Annotated in this window: 18 protein-coding genes and 1 tRNA gene; 7 read left to right on the top strand and 12 right to left on the bottom strand. The window is 65.9% G+C overall.

All coding sequences use genetic code 11. From position 1 onward, the window contains the following. The first annotated feature begins 102 nt into the window (after positions 1-102). On the top strand, positions 103-942 hold the full coding sequence (locus tag P0086_RS17760) for a hypothetical protein (protein WP_275787936.1): 840 nt from the start codon (positions 103-105) through the stop codon (positions 940-942). 342 nt (positions 943-1284) lie between these two features. Here P0086_RS17760 and P0086_RS17765 read toward each other — a convergent pair. Both P0086_RS17765 and P0086_RS17770 read right to left on the bottom strand, forming a co-directional pair. Then, positions 1285-1369, bottom strand: a tRNA-Leu gene (locus tag P0086_RS17765). Between the two features lie 99 nt (positions 1370-1468). Next, on the bottom strand, positions 1469-2896 hold the full coding sequence (locus P0086_RS17770) for a phosphomannomutase (protein ID WP_275788005.1): 1428 nt from the start codon (positions 2894-2896) through the stop codon (positions 1469-1471). A gap of 230 nt (positions 2897-3126) precedes the next feature. On the opposite strand from P0086_RS17770, the gene P0086_RS17775 reads away from it, so the two are divergent. Then, entirely contained in the window at positions 3127-3597 is a 471-nt protein-coding gene (locus P0086_RS17775; RefSeq protein ID WP_112608949.1) for a BA14K family protein, read from the top strand. Positions 3598-3657: 60 nt separating this feature from the next. Here the strand turns inward: P0086_RS17775 and P0086_RS17780 are convergent, their stop codons facing one another. Then, positions 3658-3939, bottom strand: coding sequence for a SelT/SelW/SelH family protein (locus P0086_RS17780; RefSeq protein ID WP_112600347.1), 282 nt, complete (start codon positions 3937-3939; stop codon positions 3658-3660). A 168-nt stretch (positions 3940-4107) separates the two neighbouring features. On the opposite strand from P0086_RS17780, the gene P0086_RS17785 reads away from it, so the two are divergent. After that, positions 4108-4560, top strand: a complete 453-nt coding sequence (locus P0086_RS17785) for a DoxX family protein (RefSeq protein WP_112600659.1) — start codon at positions 4108-4110, stop codon at positions 4558-4560. Here the strand turns inward: P0086_RS17785 and P0086_RS17790 are convergent. Further along, positions 4551-4931 carry a hypothetical protein gene (locus P0086_RS17790; RefSeq protein ID WP_275787941.1) on the bottom strand — a complete coding sequence of 127 codons (381 nt, stop codon included), beginning with the start codon at positions 4929-4931 and terminating at the stop codon, positions 4551-4553. The genes P0086_RS17785 and P0086_RS17790 overlap by 10 nt on opposite strands. A gap of 248 nt (positions 4932-5179) precedes the next feature. Between P0086_RS17790 and P0086_RS17795 the strand changes: the two genes are divergently transcribed. Next, complete coding sequence (locus P0086_RS17795; protein WP_275788008.1) at positions 5180-5938, top strand: Crp/Fnr family transcriptional regulator; 759 nt, start codon at positions 5180-5182, stop codon at positions 5936-5938. Between the two features lie 31 nt (positions 5939-5969). On the opposite strand, the gene pyrC is transcribed toward P0086_RS17795, so the two are convergent. The 6 genes from pyrC to P0086_RS17825 form a co-directional block, all read right to left on the bottom strand. Beyond that, a complete protein-coding gene (gene pyrC / locus P0086_RS17800) occupies positions 5970-7007 on the bottom strand; it encodes a dihydroorotase (RefSeq protein WP_275787943.1) in 1038 nt (345 codons plus the stop codon). Positions 7008-7095: 88 nt separating this feature from the next. Then, positions 7096-7443 carry a DUF805 domain-containing protein gene (locus tag P0086_RS17805; protein WP_112600462.1) on the bottom strand — a complete coding sequence of 116 codons (348 nt, stop codon included), beginning with the start codon at positions 7441-7443 and terminating at the stop codon, positions 7096-7098. Positions 7444-7518: 75 nt separating this feature from the next. Next, positions 7519-8145, bottom strand: coding sequence for a nucleoside triphosphate hydrolase (locus tag P0086_RS17810; RefSeq protein WP_148149447.1), 627 nt, complete (start codon positions 8143-8145; stop codon positions 7519-7521). Then, positions 8142-8924, bottom strand: coding sequence for an ATP-binding cassette domain-containing protein (locus P0086_RS17815; protein WP_112600655.1), 783 nt, complete (start codon positions 8922-8924; stop codon positions 8142-8144). Before P0086_RS17815 ends, P0086_RS17810 begins: the two co-directional genes overlap by 4 nt. Further along, positions 8924-10006: an ABC transporter permease gene (locus tag P0086_RS17820; RefSeq protein ID WP_112608957.1), complete on the bottom strand. Its 1083-nt coding sequence runs from the start codon at positions 10004-10006 to the stop codon at positions 8924-8926. Before P0086_RS17820 ends, P0086_RS17815 begins: the two co-directional genes overlap by 1 nt. 191 nt (positions 10007-10197) lie before the next feature. After that, positions 10198-11223 carry a sugar ABC transporter substrate-binding protein gene (locus tag P0086_RS17825; protein ID WP_148651356.1) on the bottom strand — a complete coding sequence of 342 codons (1026 nt, stop codon included), beginning with the start codon at positions 11221-11223 and terminating at the stop codon, positions 10198-10200. 270 nt (positions 11224-11493) lie between these two features. Here P0086_RS17825 and P0086_RS17830 point away from each other — a divergent pair, with 270 nt between their 5' ends. Both P0086_RS17830 and P0086_RS17835 read left to right on the top strand, forming a co-directional pair. Next, a complete protein-coding gene (locus tag P0086_RS17830; RefSeq protein WP_112600478.1) occupies positions 11494-12720 on the top strand; it encodes an ROK family transcriptional regulator in 1227 nt (408 codons plus the stop codon). Positions 12721-12789: 69 nt separating this feature from the next. Then, a complete protein-coding gene (locus P0086_RS17835; protein WP_275787949.1) occupies positions 12790-13533 on the top strand; it encodes a type 1 glutamine amidotransferase in 744 nt (247 codons plus the stop codon). A 49-nt stretch (positions 13534-13582) separates the two neighbouring features. On the opposite strand, the gene P0086_RS17840 is transcribed toward P0086_RS17835, so the two are convergent. Beyond that, positions 13583-14611, bottom strand: a complete 1029-nt coding sequence (locus tag P0086_RS17840; protein ID WP_275787952.1) for a hydroxyacid dehydrogenase — start codon at positions 14609-14611, stop codon at positions 13583-13585. 80 nt (positions 14612-14691) lie between these two features. Beyond that, positions 14692-15009: a hypothetical protein gene (locus P0086_RS17845; protein ID WP_275787955.1), complete on the bottom strand. Its 318-nt coding sequence runs from the start codon at positions 15007-15009 to the stop codon at positions 14692-14694. 131 nt (positions 15010-15140) lie between these two features. Between P0086_RS17845 and P0086_RS17850 the strand changes: the two genes are divergently transcribed. Beyond that, positions 15141-15767: a ribonuclease D gene (locus P0086_RS17850; RefSeq protein ID WP_112600110.1), complete on the top strand. Its 627-nt coding sequence runs from the start codon at positions 15141-15143 to the stop codon at positions 15765-15767. Positions 15768-15818: the final 51 nt, after the last annotated feature.

The raw sequence follows: 15818 nt of genomic DNA on the forward strand, positions 1-15818 counted from the left end.
GTTGGTTTCGCAAAATTGTCAGGATATTGACGCGATAACGGTTGCGGTCCCTACGCAAATGAATAGTGTCGCGCATCGGCAAAGAGAGGAGTAAGCGCGAACATGCACTCGGTCCCGGCCTTGAAAGAGCCGCGGGAGGCTAAGGCATCCCCAGTAGTTATTCCGACCTACGAGACCCTGGATGATCTGCTCAATGCGGGCTTCGGTCGATGCGGATACTACTTCTTTCGCAACAACGACCAGAAGAAGTACATCTTGGTTTTCTTCAATGGCGCGATGAATGGCGGTCGTCATTCCGACACGCCGCTCTTCAATCGCTGGTCATGGGCGGCCAAATGCAAGTATCCAGTCGTATGCGTCAGCGATCCGGCCGTCTCGCCTGCGAGCGGCCTGCATATCGATTGGTATCTCGGGCGCCGGGATGAGTGGACGCTGGAGAAGGTCTGGGAAAAGCTGAATCGAATTCGATCGGAGATCGCTCCCGGGGCTAAATTCATCGTTATGGGCTCCTCAGGAGGCGGCTTCGCAGCGCTACAGTCAACAATGACGGGACATGCTAGGCAGTGCTTCTGTATCAATCCTCAAATTGAAGTCTGGCGCTTCCGGTCGCAACCTCGTTGGCTTAAGGCACTTGAATATTACAACCATGGCGCAGCTGGCGAAATCCCGCAGGAGGACCTCTATCGCTTTTCGGTAATAGAGGCAGGCAAGAACCGTACCCACCGCGGCGCAACGATTTACTATGCGCAGAACACGGCAGATGTCCCTCACTATAGAGATCATTTCCTGCCCTTCATGACGGAATTCTCGGGGACGCCCAACAATCGCGCCCGGAAAATTCATCATATTCTGTTCAGAGATACGGTTCTTAAACACAGTCCTCCGAGCTATGAGCAGACAATCAAGATATTCGGTTATCCATTCAAGCGGCTAATGAAGTGATGTGATAACACGTGCGGCCGAGCGCCGCCGTGTTTCTGCCCACTAGGCTGCATAAGGAAAAATTGGGAAGGTCAGCATTTCCTTGAAGCTGTTACTTGTTTCAAGGTGAAATTTGCCCCTTGCGTAGCTCACGCGGCCTCGAGTTTCTGATTTCTTTGTCTTGTATGTTGAAATCGCCCGGTATCATCCCACCGCGCAATGTATCGACTAGCAACCACAGAATTTCTGTGTCCAATCACACGTGGCGAGACGCAGTGCAGCGCCAAAAACGAAAAAACCCCGGCGGGCCGGGGTCTTTCAGGTCATTTCAAGATACCGCAAGCGATATTCTGAAACGGGAAATGGTGCCCAGAAGAGGACTCGAACCTCCACGCCTCGCGGCACAGGTACCTGAAACCTGCGCGTCTACCAATTCCGCCATCTGGGCGACGGACGCGGATGTAAGGGGCGCTGCCGTTGGTGTCAACTGGCTTTTTGAAGTTTTTGCAAAGGCATGCGCTTTTCCCTCGTTTCCGTGGTGCGGGCGTCAGTCTTTGCGCTTTTCCGCCCAGGCGCGGATCAGCGACAGACCCTCTGCAAGCAGGCCCTGTGCGGCCGCTTCGTCGCTCGCCTCCACATAGCAGCGCATCTCCGGGGCGTTGCCGGAGGGGCGGAAGTGGATGATGCGGCCATCTTCCAGCGTCACGCGCAGCCCGTCGATGTCGCTCGTGCCTGCGGGCGTGCCGATCGGCGCGAGGAAGGCGGCGAGCGCCTGGCTGCCGGAGCGCAGTTCGGCCATCAGCGCGGCACTCGTCTCGACCGGGAAATTCTCCAGCCTGTCGGCGGCGGCGGCCGGCAGGCGGAAGCTCGCGGCCACCGCCGACAGCGGCTGTCCGCGTTCGACGGACAGGGCGAGTACGGCAAGCGCCGGAAGGAAACTGTCGCGGGTCGGAAGGGCTGCGAGCGTCGTGCCGTTGGCGGTGCAGGCCGTGCCCGTCAGGGTGCCGCCGTTCGCCTCGAAGCCGACCACGGCCCTTGCGCCGCCTGCCACGGCCTCGTCCATGGCGCCGATCACGAAGGGCGAGCCGACGCGGGTGCGCCTGACCGCGAACCGGCCCGCCGCCTCGATGCCGGAGTTGGAGGTGACCGGCGTCGCCACGACGTCCGCGTCCAGGAAGCCGGCGGTGATCAGGCCGAGCAGGTCGCCGCGCAGCGGCGTGCCGGTCTCGTCGGCGACGAGCGGCCGGTCGCCGTCGCCGTCGGCCGAGACGATCGCGTCGAGCCCGTGTTCGCCCGCCCAGCGCTGCAGCATGGCGACGGTTTCCGCCGGGACGGCCTCGGTGTCGACGGGGATGAAGCTCTGCGAACGGCCGAGCGGCACGCAATCGGCGCCGAAGCTGGAAAGCACCGTGACGAACAGGTCGCGCGCCACCGTGCTGTGCTGGTAGACGCCGATCCGCCTGCCCGTGAGCGCGTCCGGCGCGAGCAGCCCCTCGTAGCGCTGCAGGAAGAGCGTTTCGGCCTCGGCGGACGCGTCGGGGGCCGTCGCGGGCGTGGCGTCGATCGTCTCGCCGGCCGATATCGCCGCGGCGATCTGCGTGATCGCCGCCTCGTCCGCCTTGCCGATCTCGCCGTCGGGGCGATAGAACTTGATGCCGTTGCGGTCGGCGGGGATGTGCGAGCCGGTGACCATCAGGCTGGCGGCCCCCTTCTCCAGCCCGAACAGGGCCAGCGCCGGCGTCGGGATCGTGCCGCAGTCGAGCGGCGAGAGGCCTGCGCGGCGCAGCGCACCGGCGGCGATCGCGGCGATCGCCGGGCTCGAGGGCCGGAAGTCGCGTCCGATCAACACCGTATCGCCCTTCCGGCTCAGCCCGCTTTCGAGCAGATATCGCGCAAACGCGGTTGCATAGAGAGCGGCAGGCGGCCCCTCCAGGTCGCTGGAAAGGCCGCGCAGTCCGCTGGTTCCGAATTTCAGACTCATCTCATGCTCCGAATTATAGTATGCTGGCGCTCGCCCATGACATGTCCGATCTGTCATGCCCGATTTTTGACGGCTTGTCCCGCCCGACCTTGTTCGACCCGGCTTCGCCACCACCAGCCATCGGCTATCCGGATCGCACGGCAGGACACCGAGCCCGGCGGGAGGTCATGTTCAGGAACGCGCGCTCCGCGCACGCCTAGTCCGCAAACGCACAGGGGATCGAAATGTTCAGCTTGCGTAACATCCTGCTTACCGTTGCGGCCGCGCTGGCCGTTTCGTCCGGCCTGCCGTCCACGGTTGCCGCCGGGCCGATGGCGATCCCGGAACCCCTTGCCGCTGATAGGGACGGCGCCGTCGTACCGGTCGCATTCGTGTGCAACGGCTACAGTTGCTGGAACACCGGCCCCTATTACAGTCCCGTCTATCGGCCGTACTACCGGCCCTATTCCTGGCCGATCTACCGGCCTTATCGTCCCTACGTGCCGCCGTACTACGGGCCGGGCTATCGATCCTACAACCGGGGCGCCACCATCTATCGCCCCTATGGCGGACCGTACTACGCCCCGGCCGTTCGCAGCGGTTACGGCACCCATGTCGACTGGTGCACGAACCGCTATCGCACCTACAATCCGGCCACGAACCGCTACCACGCCGGCGGCGGCGTCTATCGGGTCTGCGTCTCGCCGTACCGCTGAGGGATAGGATGGCGCCGGATCTGCCGGCGCTCCGGGACCGTCAGCCCGGCATCGCCCGCCTCACGGCCTGTCGACGTGTCCGAGATCGCGCTCGGGCTCGACGATGTCGCGCACGCGCTGCTTGAGTTCCTTCGGCCCCGGAAAGCCGCCGTCGCGCTTGCGTTCCCAGACGAGTTCGCCATCCACCCGGATCTCGAAATTGCCGCCGGTACCGGGGATGAGCGCCACCTCGCCGAGCGTGTCGCCGAAGGTCTGCAGGAGCTCCTGCGCCATCCAGCCGGAGCGGAGCAGCCAGTTGCACTGCGTGCAGTAGAGGATGGTGATCCGGGGCTTCTGGCTCATGTCTGCCTTTCCTTGCTTCCGCTGCCAATTCGGGGCCGAAGGCGGCCAGCGCACGCCGACCTCACGGAATTGTCAACTGCGTTTATCATCTTTTGCGCGGACACCCGCTTGCGCTCGAAAGGATGACCGAGACAAGGATGCAGCGCAACATCCTTGGAGCGGACCCGCATGACCGATATCACCACCACCCATCGCCCCGGCCTCATCCTGCCGTTTCTGCGGCCCCTCTATGCCACGCTGAACGAGAGCGCGGAGACGCTGCTGCGCCTCGTCGCCGGCGGTCTTCTCGTCACCCATGGCTACGGCAAGATCATGAACCCCTTCGGCGCGGTGGGGATGGTCGAGGGGCTGGGCTTCTATCCCGGCGTCTTCTGGTCGCCGCTCCTGGCTGCGACCGAATTCTTCGGCGGAATCCTGGTGGCGATCGGGCTGTTCACCCGGCCGGCCGCGCTTGCCTCGGCGATCGTCCTGGCGGTGACGATCTATTTCCATGGCATCGTGAAGATGGAGGGCCTGGGCGGCGCGGAAAAATCCATCCTGTGGACGGCCATCATGCTCTATTTCGCCGTGCGCGGATCGAACGGCCAGTCGGTCGACGCCCGCATCGGCCGTCAGTTCTGACGGCACCGGGCGTCGGCGAGCATCTGCCGCACGACCGCAAGCAGGACGTCGTCATAGGGCTTCATGACGACGGGAACCCCTTCGAAGGCTGGCGCGCCGCTGCGGTGCAGATCGGACGCCGACGTGAAGGCGAAGGCGACCCCGATTTCCTCCAGCCGCGCGGCCAAGGCTAGGGCACCTGTCGCTTCGGTCGGCAGGTCGATCAGGCAGAGATCGAGCGCGGCCAGATCCGATGGCGTCCACCGCATCATCTCGTCCTCGCGGGCGATGGTGACGCGGCAGTCCAGCGCTTCGCTGATCAGATATTCGGCATCGACCGCGATCAGGAACTCCTGCTCGACGATCGCGACGTGCGGATGGGCCTTGCTCATTCAGCGGCGCTTTCAACGGCATGCGGAAGCGGGAACGGGGACGTGCGAAGCAATGGGCACGATGCCGTTCCAGCGCGCCAGTCTCCCCCGCCGCCGCGAAACCGTCATTTAAAAAAGACATAGGAAGTCGCTGTTTTCCGGAACCGCTGCCGGGCCCACGCGTTCTCCGCCGAAGGGTCGAGACCGGAAGGGCGCGGGATGAATCAGGTGAAAACGGCGCGGTGTCATAGGCCCGCGGGACCATGTCGATGACGGCGGCGGGGCCTGCGTCGGGCAAGTGGCACACGCCTTGCGAAAAGTGTCCCTTGCGCGGGTTGAAGCATTTCCGCGATTTCTCCGCCCGGGAACTGGAGTTCGTCTCGCAGTTCAAGGTCGGCGAGCTGTCCGTCGAGCGCGGCGCGACGGTGCTGGTCGAGGGGACGCACAGCCCGCACATCTATACGGTCCTGAACGGCCTCGGCTTTCGCTACAAGCTGCTCTCCGACGGTCGCCGGCAGATCATGAACTATGCCTTCCCCGGTGACCTCGTGGGCCTCCAGGGCGTGCTGATGGGGGAGCTGGATCATTCGGTGGAGGCGCTGACGCCGATCACGCTCTGCGTCTTCGAGCGCTCGAAGCTCGACCGCCTGTTCACCCGCCATGCGTCCCTGGCCTACGACCTCACCTGGATCGCAGCGCACGAGGAGCGCATCCTCGACGAGCACCTGCTCAGCATCGGCCGCCGCTCGGCGGTCGAGCGCACGGCCTATCTCCTGTCCTACATCCACCAGCGCGCCCGGGCGGTCGGTCTCGTCAACGGCGGGCGGAAGGCGATTCCGCTCACACAGCAGCACCTGGCCGACACGCTCGGCCTGTCCCTGGTGCACACCAACAAGACCATCCGCAAGCTTGCCGACCGCAAACTCGTGCGCTGGCAGGACGGCGGCTGCGAGGTGCTGGAGCCGGACGGGCTCCTGAAGCTATCGGGCTGGGAGGGGCTGAAGGAGACCGGGCGCCCCTTCATATGACACGCCGTCAGGCCATTGCTGCGGCCGGCGATCAGGCCACGTCCCAGTGCAGCGCAAACATCGGGTCGAACACCGTGACCGGGCCGGCCCCGGTCTCGATCCTGGCCGGAAAGACGACCGGTTGCGCGCGACGAACCAGCGTGATCGTCTCCTCGTTTGCCGGCAGGCCGTACCAGGCCGGGCCGTTCAGCGAGGTGAAGGCCTCGAGCCTGTCCAGTGCGCCCTCGTCCTCGAAGACGTGGGCCAGGCAGCTCATCGTGTTGATCGCGGTGTAGATGCCGGCGCAACCGCAGGCGCATTCCTTCAGGGGATCGACATGCGGGGCGGAATCGGTGCCGAGGAAGAAGCGGCGATCGCCGGAGACGGCGGCCGCGCGCAGGGCGAGCCGGTGATGCTCGCGCTTGGCGACCGGCAGGCAGTAGTAGTGCGGGCGGATGCCGCCGACCAGGATGGCGTTGCGGTTGATGATCAGGTGATGGGTGGTGATCGAGCCGGCGAGATTGGCTTTCGCTTCCTTGATGTAGTCGATGCCGTCCTTCGTCGTGACGTGTTCCATCGTCACCTTCAGCTCCGGCAGCCGCCGGCGCAGCGGATCGAGCACCGTCTCGATGAAGACGGCCTCGCGGTCGAAGATGTCGACCTCCGGGGTGGTCACTTCGCCATGGACGCAGAGCGGCAGGCCGATCTTCGCCATCCGTTCCAGCACCGGCATCGCCTTTTCGATGTCGCGCACGCCGCCATGCGAATTGGTGGTGGCCCCGGCGGGATAGAGCTTCACCGCTGTGATGAGCCCGCTCGTCTTGCCGGCTTCGACATCGTCCGGGCTCGTCTGTTCGGTGAGGTACAGCGTCATCAGCGGCTGGAAGCGGTCGCCGGCGGGCAGCGCCGCCATGATCCGCTCACGATAGGCCGCGGCATTGGCCGTCGTCACCACCGGCGGCACGAGGTTCGGCATGATGATCGCGCGCGCGAAGTGCCGGCTCGTATCGCCGATCACGCCCTGAAGCATCGCGCCGTCCCGCAGGTGCAGATGCCAGTCGTCGGGGCGGCGAAGGGTGATCGTTTGCATGGGCCGGGACTCCGCGGGGCTCAGGTGGGTCTCTGTGCCGCGGGCATTATACCCTTGCGCCGTTCGTGGCAAACGCTTTGCGGGAGGGTCAGGCCGGCGGTCCGAACTGGTTCGCCCCCGGGGTCCCTTCGCTCGCGTACCAGTAGACCAGCACGATCCAGCCGATCACCGGAACCAGGCCGATCAGCAGCCACCAGCCGGAGCGGTCGGTGTCGTGAAGTCTGCGCACGGCGACGGCTAGCCCCGGCAGCAGCACCGCGAGCGCATAGACGATGCTGACGACCTCGTGCCCGAAGAGCGCCTGGTCGACCATCCCGGTGACCAGCGACGCGATGACGTTGAAAAGCGCGAACCACCAGAATTCGGGCCGAGCGGCGCGTCCGGTGAAGGTGGCGTATTTGGACAAGACGGTCGATACGGCCTGCGTGAAGTTCATGCGCTCCCCCTGACGGTCCCCGACTATGGCGAGGCTGCGCCGATTCGGCTGCGAATGCAACGAGGGATGGCGGGATCAGGCGATTGCAAGCGTGATGTCGGCGGGGCGGCGGTTCTCCAGGATCAACCGCCCGTTCGGCAGGTCGTTTTCGTAGACCTTGGCGCGGGCCGCCTCCTCGCTCAGCCTGTAGCCCCGCCAGCGGTCCCAGAGCCGTTCCTCCAGCACCTCGATCGGCGGCGCGAGCATGATCGAAAAGTCGAACATGCCCTCCAGCTCCGCCCACTTGCCCCGGCTGAAGAGAAGGTAGTTGCCCTCGACGATGATGAAGCGGTGGTCCGGCGAGACCACCCGCGCCGAGGCGATCGCCAGTTCGCGCGACCGGTCGAACACCGGCACCAGCACCTCCTGGTCGGCGGGGCGGACGGCGCGGACGATGTCGATGAAACCGCGCACGTCGAAGGTCTCGGGGATGCCCTTGCGCGCCAGCAGGCCGCGCTCGATCAGGATGGCGTTGTCCATGTGGAAGCCGTCCATCGGCAGCACTTCCGCGCTCTCGCCCCGCGCCCTGAGGGCTGCGGCGAGACTGTCGGCCATCGTCGACTTGCCGGCCCCCGGCGGGCCGGCAATGGCGACGAGGAAGCGCTTCGCGCCATCGGCCCGGCGGACGAGGTCGCCCGCGATCTCCTCGATCGTCGCGCTCATGCGGCCAGCGCTTCCCGCGGCGGCTCCTTGGCGCCGGTCATGAAGGCGACGGCGTCGGACATGGTGTACTCCTTCGGATTGATCACGCACAGGCGCCGTCCGAGGCGGTGGACATGGATGCGGTCCGAAACCTCGAAGACGTGCGGCATGTTGTGCGAGATCAGGACGATGGGCAGGCCGCGCGAGCGCACGTCGAGGATCAGTTCCAGCACCTTGCGGCTTTCCTTCACGCCGAGCGCCGCCGTCGGCTCGTCGAGGATGATCACCTTGGAGCCGAAGGCCGCCGCGCGGGCGACGGCGACGCCCTGGCGCTGGCCGCCCGAAAGCGTCTCGACCGCCTGGTTGATGTTCTGGATGGTCATCAGGCCGAGTTCGGAAAGCTTGTTGCGGGCGAACTTCTCCATTGCCGAATGGTCGAGCTTGCGGAACCACTTGCCGAGCACGCCGGGCTTGCGGATCTCGCGGCCGAGAAACATGTTGTCGGCGATCGACAGCGCCGGCGACAGCGCGAGGTTCTGGTAGACGGTCTCGATGCCGGCGCGGCGGGCCTCGATCGGCGAGCGGAAGTGCACCGCCTCGCCCTCGAGCCGGATCTCGCCCTCGTCGGGGGTGACGGCGCCGGAGATCGCCTTGATCAGGGTCGACTTGCCCGCGCCGTTGTCGCCGATCACGGCGAGGATCTCGCCGGGATAGAGGTCGAAATCGGCATTGTCGAGGGCGGTCACGCGGCCGTAGCGCTTGACGAGACCGCGGGCGGTGAGGATGGGTTCTGCTGCCATCAGCCTGCTACCTTTCTGATCCACTGGTCGACGGCGACAGCCGTGATGATGAGAACGCCGGTCAAAAAGACCTTCCACTGCGGGTCGGCGCCGAGCATGTTCAGCCCCATCGAGACGACGCCGACGATCATGGCGCCGATCAGCGTGCCGAGGATCGAGCCGCGTCCGCCGAAGAGCGAGATGCCGCCGATCACGGCCGCGGTGATGGCCTGGAGATTGTAGTCGGTGACGGCGGCGGACGGCGAGATCGAGCCGTTGCGGCCGATCGAGACCCAGGCGGCGAGCGAGGCGATCAGGCCGGCCAGCGTATAGGCGCCGAGCAGCACGCGGTCGACGCGGATGCCCGAGAGCTTGGCGGCTTCCGGATCATCGCCGACGGCATAGAGGTGCCGGCCCCAGGCGGTGTGGTTCAGCGCATACCAGAGCCCGAACACCAGCAGCACCATCATGACGACACCGACCGTGAAGACGGCCGAGCCGACCTTGAAGCTGAGGCCGAACAGGTGCAGAACCGGCGTCACCGCGGTCACGTCGGCTTCGCGGATCGTCGCGTTCTCGGAGTAGATGAAGTTGGTCGACATGATGACGTACCATGTCCCGAGCGTGACGATGAACGGCGGCAGCTTGACGCGCGAGACGAGGAAGCCGTTGACGAAGCCGCAGATGCCGCCGACGCCGAAGCCGGCCAGGATGGCGAGCGGCGCAGGCAGGCCGTAGGTCACGGCGAAGTTGCCCATCACCACCGCCGAGAACACCATGATGACGCCGATCGAAAGGTCGATGCCGGCGGTCAGGATGACGAGCGTCTGCGCCGCGCCCAGGATGCCGACGATGGCGATCTGCTGCAGGATCAGCGTCAGCGTGTAGGACGAGAAGAAGCGGCTGCCGAGCGCAATGCCGAAGATGATGACGGCGGCGATCAGCACGATGAAGGGGATCGCTGCCGGCGTCGAGTGCAGGAAATGCTGGATCTTCTGCACGGCCGTCTTGTCGTGGGTATCGAACGACGCCACTTGCGTCGAACTCTGGGCCAGGACCTTTTCGAACTCCTGCGCCGAATGTGCGGCTGTAGGCTCGCCCATGGATTTTCCTCCCGAAGACCCCGCTGCCGAGGGGTCGTGATCCGTTCCGCGCACAGCCCGCCAGAAACCAGGCGAGGCCCGGCGCTGAAAAGAGGCTGCGCGGCTTTCGCCTTCTTGTCAAAGGCACGCGTTTTGATGTGTGGGAGGGGCGGCAGAACCGCCCCTCGACCGGTAGCCGGGTTGACGCCGTGTCAGCCCCAGCACTTCTCGCCGCCGACCTTGGTGTCGATCGATTCGACGCCCGCGGCCGGCTTGTCGGTGACGAGAGCCACGCCGGTGTCGAAGAAATCCTTGCCTTCGGTCGGCTTCGGCTTCTCGCCGGTGTCGGCGAACTTCTTGATCGCCTCGACGCCGAGTGCGGCCATCATCAGCGGGTACTGCTGCGAGGTGGCGCCGATCACGCCTTCGGTCACCGACTTCACGCCCGGGCAACCGCCGTCGACGGAGACGATCAGCACGTCGTTTTCCTTGCCCACGGCCTTGAGCGCCTGGTAGGCGCCGACGGCTGCCGGCTCGTTGATGGTGTGGATGACGTTGATGTCCGGGTCCTTCTGGAGAAGGTTCTCCATGGCGGTGCGGCCGCCCTCCTCGTTGCCGTTCGTCACGTCATGGCCGACGATGCGCGGGTCGTCCTCGTCGCCGATCTTGTTCGGGTCTTTCGGGTCGATGCCGAAGCCGATCATGAAGCCCTGGTCGCGCAGGACGTCGACCGTCGGCTGCGACGGGGTGAGGTCGAGGAAGCCGATCTTGGCGTCCTTCGCCTTGTCGCCCATGGTGGCGGCCGCCCACTGGCCGATCAGCTTGCCGGCGAGCAGGTTGTCGGTCGCGAAGGTGGCGTCCGCAGCGGTGGCCGGGTCGAGTGGGGTATCCAGCGCGATCACCAGCAGTCCGGCCGCCTGGGCCTTCTTGACCTGATCGACGATCGCCTTGGTGTCGGAGGCGGCGATCAGGATGCCCTTGGCCCCGTCGGCAATGCAGGATTCGACCGCAGCCACCTGGCTGTCGTGGTCGCCGTCGATCTTGCCGGCATAGGCCTTCAGCGTTACGCCGAGTTCCTGGGCCTTGGCGGTCGCGCCTTCCTTCATCTTGACGAAGAAGGGATTGGTGTCGGTCTTGGTGATCAGGCAGGCGGTGACGTCCGCTGCCGCGGCCGGCGTGGAAAAGGCAACGCCAAGCGCAAGTGCGCCGAGAGCGGCGCTCACAATCGTGGTCTTCATGCAATCCTCCCAAGGACAAAACGGAACGGCGCAGCGCCGTCCGGATGCCGATCCGCGCCGCTCCTCTGCGGCCGTCGATCAGGCTTCCGTCACAAAAGGAACCACTGAAAAATGTTTCTGTCAATAAATAAATCGAATTGAATTATTAATTCGATGTGGCATGCTGCGGCAAACCAGGGCGTAGGCCGAGGCGAACGAAGCCGCTCCTTCTTGCGGCGGCGGAGACGACACGGCGGACAATTCGAAAGGCCCGGTTCGGGAGGAATTCGCATGCCTGAGGACAGCGTATCGGCAGCATCGCCGGCGACGATCCTCGACCCGTCCGGCGGGTCGAACCAGGTGCGCGTGCGGGCCTATAACGAGCGGCTCGTCATGTCGCTGGTCCGCCGCCACGGCGCGCTTTCGAAGGCCGAGATCGCGCGGCGCAGCGGCCTGTCGGCCCAGACCGTCACCGTCATCATGCGCGCGCTGGAGGCCGACGGGCTTTTGATCCGCGGCGAGCCCACCCGCGGCCGGGTTGGCCAGCCGTCGACGCCGATGCGGCTCAATCCCGACGCGGTCTATTCCTTCGGGGTCAAGATCGGCCGGCGCAGCGCCGAGCTCGCGGTCATGGATTTCGTCGGCAGGGTGCGGTTGCAGGTGCGCCGGATCTACGCCTATCCCATGCCGGACGAGGTCCTGGCGTTCATCGTCGACGGCATCGCCGAGCTCGAGGCAAGACTGGATCAGGATCAGCGCGCCCGCATCGCCGGCGTCGGCGTCGCCGCGCCGTTCGAGCTGTGGAACTGGGCCGAGGAGGTCGGCGCGCCACAGAAGGACATGGACCTGTGGCACGGCATGGACCTGCAGCGCGAAGTCGCGGCCAGGGTGTCCCATCCGGTGTTCCTGCACAACGATGCCACCAGCGCCTGCGCCGCCGAGCTGGTGTTCGGCCTCGGCCAGCGCTATCCGGATTTCATCTATCTCTTCATCGGCTCCTTCATCGGCGGCGGTGTCGTGCTCAACTCGGCGCTGTTTTCCGGGCGCACCGGCACGGCCGGCGCCATCGGCCCGCTTCCTGTCCAGGGCCGCGACGGCAGGACCGTGCAGCTCCTGAAGATCGCCTCGATCTTCGTCCTGGAGAATCAGTTGCGCGCCAGCGGCATCGATCCGAAGCCGCTCTGGTATTCGCCGGACGACTGGATCGATTTCGGCGCGCCGCTGGAGACCTGGATCCAGGACACCGCCGCCGCACTGGCCCAGGCCGTCATCGCGGCCGCCTCGGTGATCGACTTCTCCGCCGCCGTCATCGACGGCGGCTTCCCCGCCTGGGTGCGCGAACGCATCGTCGCGGCCACGCGTGCGGCCCTCGACCAGCACGACCTGCAGGGCGTGATCATGCCGGAGATCCTGGAGGGGGAGGCGGGCAGCCATGCGCGCACCATCGGCGCCGCCAGCCTGCCGCTGTTCGCCCGCTATCTCCTCGACCAGAACGTCCTGTTCAAGGGGCCTGCCTGACGGCGTGCTGGCGTCCTTGAACGCGATCGAGCCCCGTGCTTGTCTGGTGGCAGGATTCGGGAGAGGCCCATGCGCGTACTGGTGGTGGAGAACGACAGGCATACCGCCCTCGGGCAGATCGAAGTGGCGCTGCTGGAGGCGGGCGCGGAGATCGTCCGCTGCCGGCCGCATGCCGGAGAATCGCTCCCCGAGGACGAGGCCGGCCACGATGCGCTGGTCGTGATGGGCGGGCCGCAGTCGGCGGTCGACGACGAAAACTTTCCCTACCTGCCCGCCCTCTGCGCGCTGATGCGCAGGTTCGGCGATGCCGGCCGGTCGGTTCTCGGCGTCTGCCTCGGCAGCCAGCTGCTGGCGCGAAGCTACGGCTCGGACAACCTGATCGGCGCGGCGACCGAGTTCGGCTGGCACGAGATCCAGCCGACCGAAGAGGGCCTGGCGGATCCGCTGCTTTCAGCCGTCGGCGGCCCGTTTCCGATCTTCCAGTGGCACAACGACACCTTCACGCTCCCGCACGGCGCCGTGCGGCTGGCCGGAAATGCCGCCGCCGCCAACCAGGCCTACCGGATCGGCAGGGCGACCTATGGAACGCAGTTTCATTTCGAGGTGGACCGGACGGTGGCCGCGTGGTGGCGCGATACCTTCCCCGAGCAGATCGAGCGCATGGCCCCCGGCTGGACCGGCCGCTTCGACGAGATCGCATCGACGCACGGCCCGGCCGCCGATGCGGCGGGCCTGGCCATCGCCCGGGCCTGGGTGGCGACCATCAGGGCGGTGGCAACCGCCGCGGGCGATGCGGTGAGCTCGGCTGCCTGAAAGCCGCCTTCGGGCCCGCGGGCGCAGCGCCGGGCATCGCGAGCGATGGTCAGTTCACGCTGACGGGCCGCGAGCGCATCCGCGACACGGTTTCCCGCTCGGCCCGCTTGCAGCGCATCGGCGGCAGGCCGCGGTCCATCAGCGCCATGTCCTCCAGCACCATGTCGCCCATCTTCTTGAAGGCGCTGTCGAGCGCGCCGGCCCGGTGCGCCGAGCGGATGAAGCCCTTCAGGCGGCGGACCGGGTGATCGGCGGCAAGCGGCTCTTCGGGAAAGACGTCGCTTGCCGCCACGATATGGCCCCGCTCGACCGCCGCCGTCAGCGCGTCGAAATCGACCACGTCGGCGCGGCTGAGCAGGATGAAGGCCGCCCCCTGGCGCATCCGCGAAAAGGCTTCGCTGCCGAGAAACCCTTTGTTCTCGCTCGTGACCGCGGCCACCACGAACAGGAAGTCGCTTTCGGAAAGGACCGTGTCCAGCGGGGAAGGCTCGACACCGGCATCCGCCAGCATCGACGGCGGCAGCCACGGGTCGAACACGCGCACCCGGGCGCGGAACCCCGAAAGCACCCGGGCGAGCGCCTTGCCGAGGTCGCCGAAGCCGATGATGCCGATATCGGAACCCGAGAGCAGCCGGGCGCCCGCGTTGCCCTCGCCGCCCCAGCGCTCGCGTCCCTCGCGAAAATCGAGGTCGGCGTCGATCACCCCGCGCGCGAGATTGAGCGCCATCGCGAGCCCCAGTTCCGCCACCGGCTCGGCGAACACCTGTCCGGTGGTCACCACATGGATGCCGCGGGCAAACAGGATGTCGTAGGGCATGTTGTTGATCAGGTTGCTCTCGACGTTGAGGATGCAGCGCAGGTTCGGCATCCGGGCCAGTGTCTCGGCGGTCAGCGGCGGCTGGCCGATGATGTAGCGGGCCTCCGACAGGGTCCCATCGCCGAGCCCGGCGATATCCTCCGGATCCGCCTCGACGATGCGGTAGGTCTCCTTCAGCCGCGTCAGCGCCTCCGGCGAAAAGATCAGGTCGAGCGTGCGCGGCTCCGGCGCGCTGATGGCCACTGGCTTGCTATCGGTCATGGTCTCCTCCCATCCGGCGACGCCGGTCTTTCGGAGGATTGATAGCATGAATCCGGCAAACGCAAGCCGTCCGGCCAGCCTCACCAACCGATGCCACGCAGGTCCCGCTCGCGCGACAGCGGCGGCCGTTCGCTGGAAAAGGTCCTGCCGTTCTGCGTGCAGGTATAGATCGGGCGGCTGGCTTCGCCGAAGCGCCGCATCCGGTTGTCGTCCGTATCGAAGGTCTGGGTGCAGACCACCGCGTCGGCCGCCTCGGCCTCGTCCTGCGTGGTGACGCCCGGCAGGTCGGTGAACGGATAGCGCCGGTCGGCGAAGGCGCCGGGCTGCTGGGCGAGGCCGGGCGATGGCTGCATCGTCAGGAGCAGCGCCACGATCAGCGTCAGGAGTGAGCCCGTCATGCCGGTTGTCCGCTGGATTTTCATGTCAGTCCGTTCGATTGAGCCGCAATGGCGCCATTCGGCAGTACCCCGTCGGGCAAACATGCGATATAGCGCGTTCACGTTCGATGCACATTCATGTGGGGTGCCCTATGGCCAATGCAATACGATATCACGAGGGCGACATTTCAGCCGCCGATGCCGCGCGCTACAACGGCGCCATCGCCATCGACACCGAGACGCTGGGACTGATTCCGCGCCGCGACCGGCTGTGCGTCGTCCAGCTCTCGCCGGGCGACGGCACGGCGGACGTCATCAAGATCGCCGCCGGGCAGACGCGTGCGCCCAATCTCGTCGCCATGCTGAGCGATCCCTCGCGCCAGAAGATCTTCCACTACGGCAGGTTCGACATCGCCGTCCTGTTCCACACCTTCGGCGTCACCTGTTCCCCAGTCTTCTGCACCAAGATCGCCTCGCGGCTGACGCGCACCTACACCGATCGCCACGGGTTGAAGGACAATCTGAAGGAGCTTCTGGAGGTCGACATTTCCAAACAGCAGCAGTCCTCCGACTGGGCGGCGGAGACGCTGTCGCCCGCACAGCTCGAATATGCGGCGTCCGACGTACTGCATCTGCATGCCCTGCGCGACAAGCTGATGGCGCGCCTCGTCCGCGACGGCCGCCTGCAGCATGCCGAAGCCTGCTTCGCCTTTCTGCCGACCCGGGCCAAACTCGACCTGCTCGGCTGGGAGGAGACCGATATCTTCGCCCACAGTTGATCGCCGTCCTCTCGCAAGAAGCAGGAAGCCCGTTGTTACTTTTACTTAACC

Source organism: Mycoplana sp. MJR14, from assembly GCF_029210525.1.
Lineage (GTDB): Bacteria > Pseudomonadota > Alphaproteobacteria > Rhizobiales > Rhizobiaceae > Mycoplana.

Coding starts and splice junctions, on each gene's coding strand:
- P0086_RS17760 (WP_275787936.1), top strand. CDS start 103: ATGCACTCGGTCCCGGCCTTGAAAGAGCCGCGGGAGGCTAAGGCATCC.
- P0086_RS17775 (WP_112608949.1), top strand. CDS start 3,127: ATGTTCAGCTTGCGTAACATCCTGCTTACCGTTGCGGCCGCGCTGGCC.
- P0086_RS17780 (WP_112600347.1), bottom strand. CDS start 3,939: ATGAGCCAGAAGCCCCGGATCACCATCCTCTACTGCACGCAGTGCAAC.
- P0086_RS17785 (WP_112600659.1), top strand. CDS start 4,108: ATGACCGATATCACCACCACCCATCGCCCCGGCCTCATCCTGCCGTTT.
- P0086_RS17790 (WP_275787941.1), bottom strand. CDS start 4,931: ATGAGCAAGGCCCATCCGCACGTCGCGATCGTCGAGCAGGAGTTCCTG.
- P0086_RS17795 (WP_275788008.1), top strand. CDS start 5,180: ATGACGGCGGCGGGGCCTGCGTCGGGCAAGTGGCACACGCCTTGCGAA.
- pyrC (WP_275787943.1), bottom strand. CDS start 7,007: ATGCAAACGATCACCCTTCGCCGCCCCGACGACTGGCATCTGCACCTG.
- P0086_RS17805 (WP_112600462.1), bottom strand. CDS start 7,443: ATGAACTTCACGCAGGCCGTATCGACCGTCTTGTCCAAATACGCCACC.
- P0086_RS17810 (WP_148149447.1), bottom strand. CDS start 8,145: ATGAGCGCGACGATCGAGGAGATCGCGGGCGACCTCGTCCGCCGGGCC.
- P0086_RS17815 (WP_112600655.1), bottom strand. CDS start 8,924: ATGGCAGCAGAACCCATCCTCACCGCCCGCGGTCTCGTCAAGCGCTAC.
- P0086_RS17820 (WP_112608957.1), bottom strand. CDS start 10,006: ATGGGCGAGCCTACAGCCGCACATTCGGCGCAGGAGTTCGAAAAGGTC.
- P0086_RS17825 (WP_148651356.1), bottom strand. CDS start 11,223: ATGAAGACCACGATTGTGAGCGCCGCTCTCGGCGCACTTGCGCTTGGC.
- P0086_RS17830 (WP_112600478.1), top strand. CDS start 11,494: ATGCCTGAGGACAGCGTATCGGCAGCATCGCCGGCGACGATCCTCGAC.
- P0086_RS17835 (WP_275787949.1), top strand. CDS start 12,790: ATGCGCGTACTGGTGGTGGAGAACGACAGGCATACCGCCCTCGGGCAG.
- P0086_RS17840 (WP_275787952.1), bottom strand. CDS start 14,611: ATGACCGATAGCAAGCCAGTGGCCATCAGCGCGCCGGAGCCGCGCACG.
- P0086_RS17845 (WP_275787955.1), bottom strand. CDS start 15,009: ATGACGGGCTCACTCCTGACGCTGATCGTGGCGCTGCTCCTGACGATG.
- P0086_RS17850 (WP_112600110.1), top strand. CDS start 15,141: ATGGCCAATGCAATACGATATCACGAGGGCGACATTTCAGCCGCCGAT.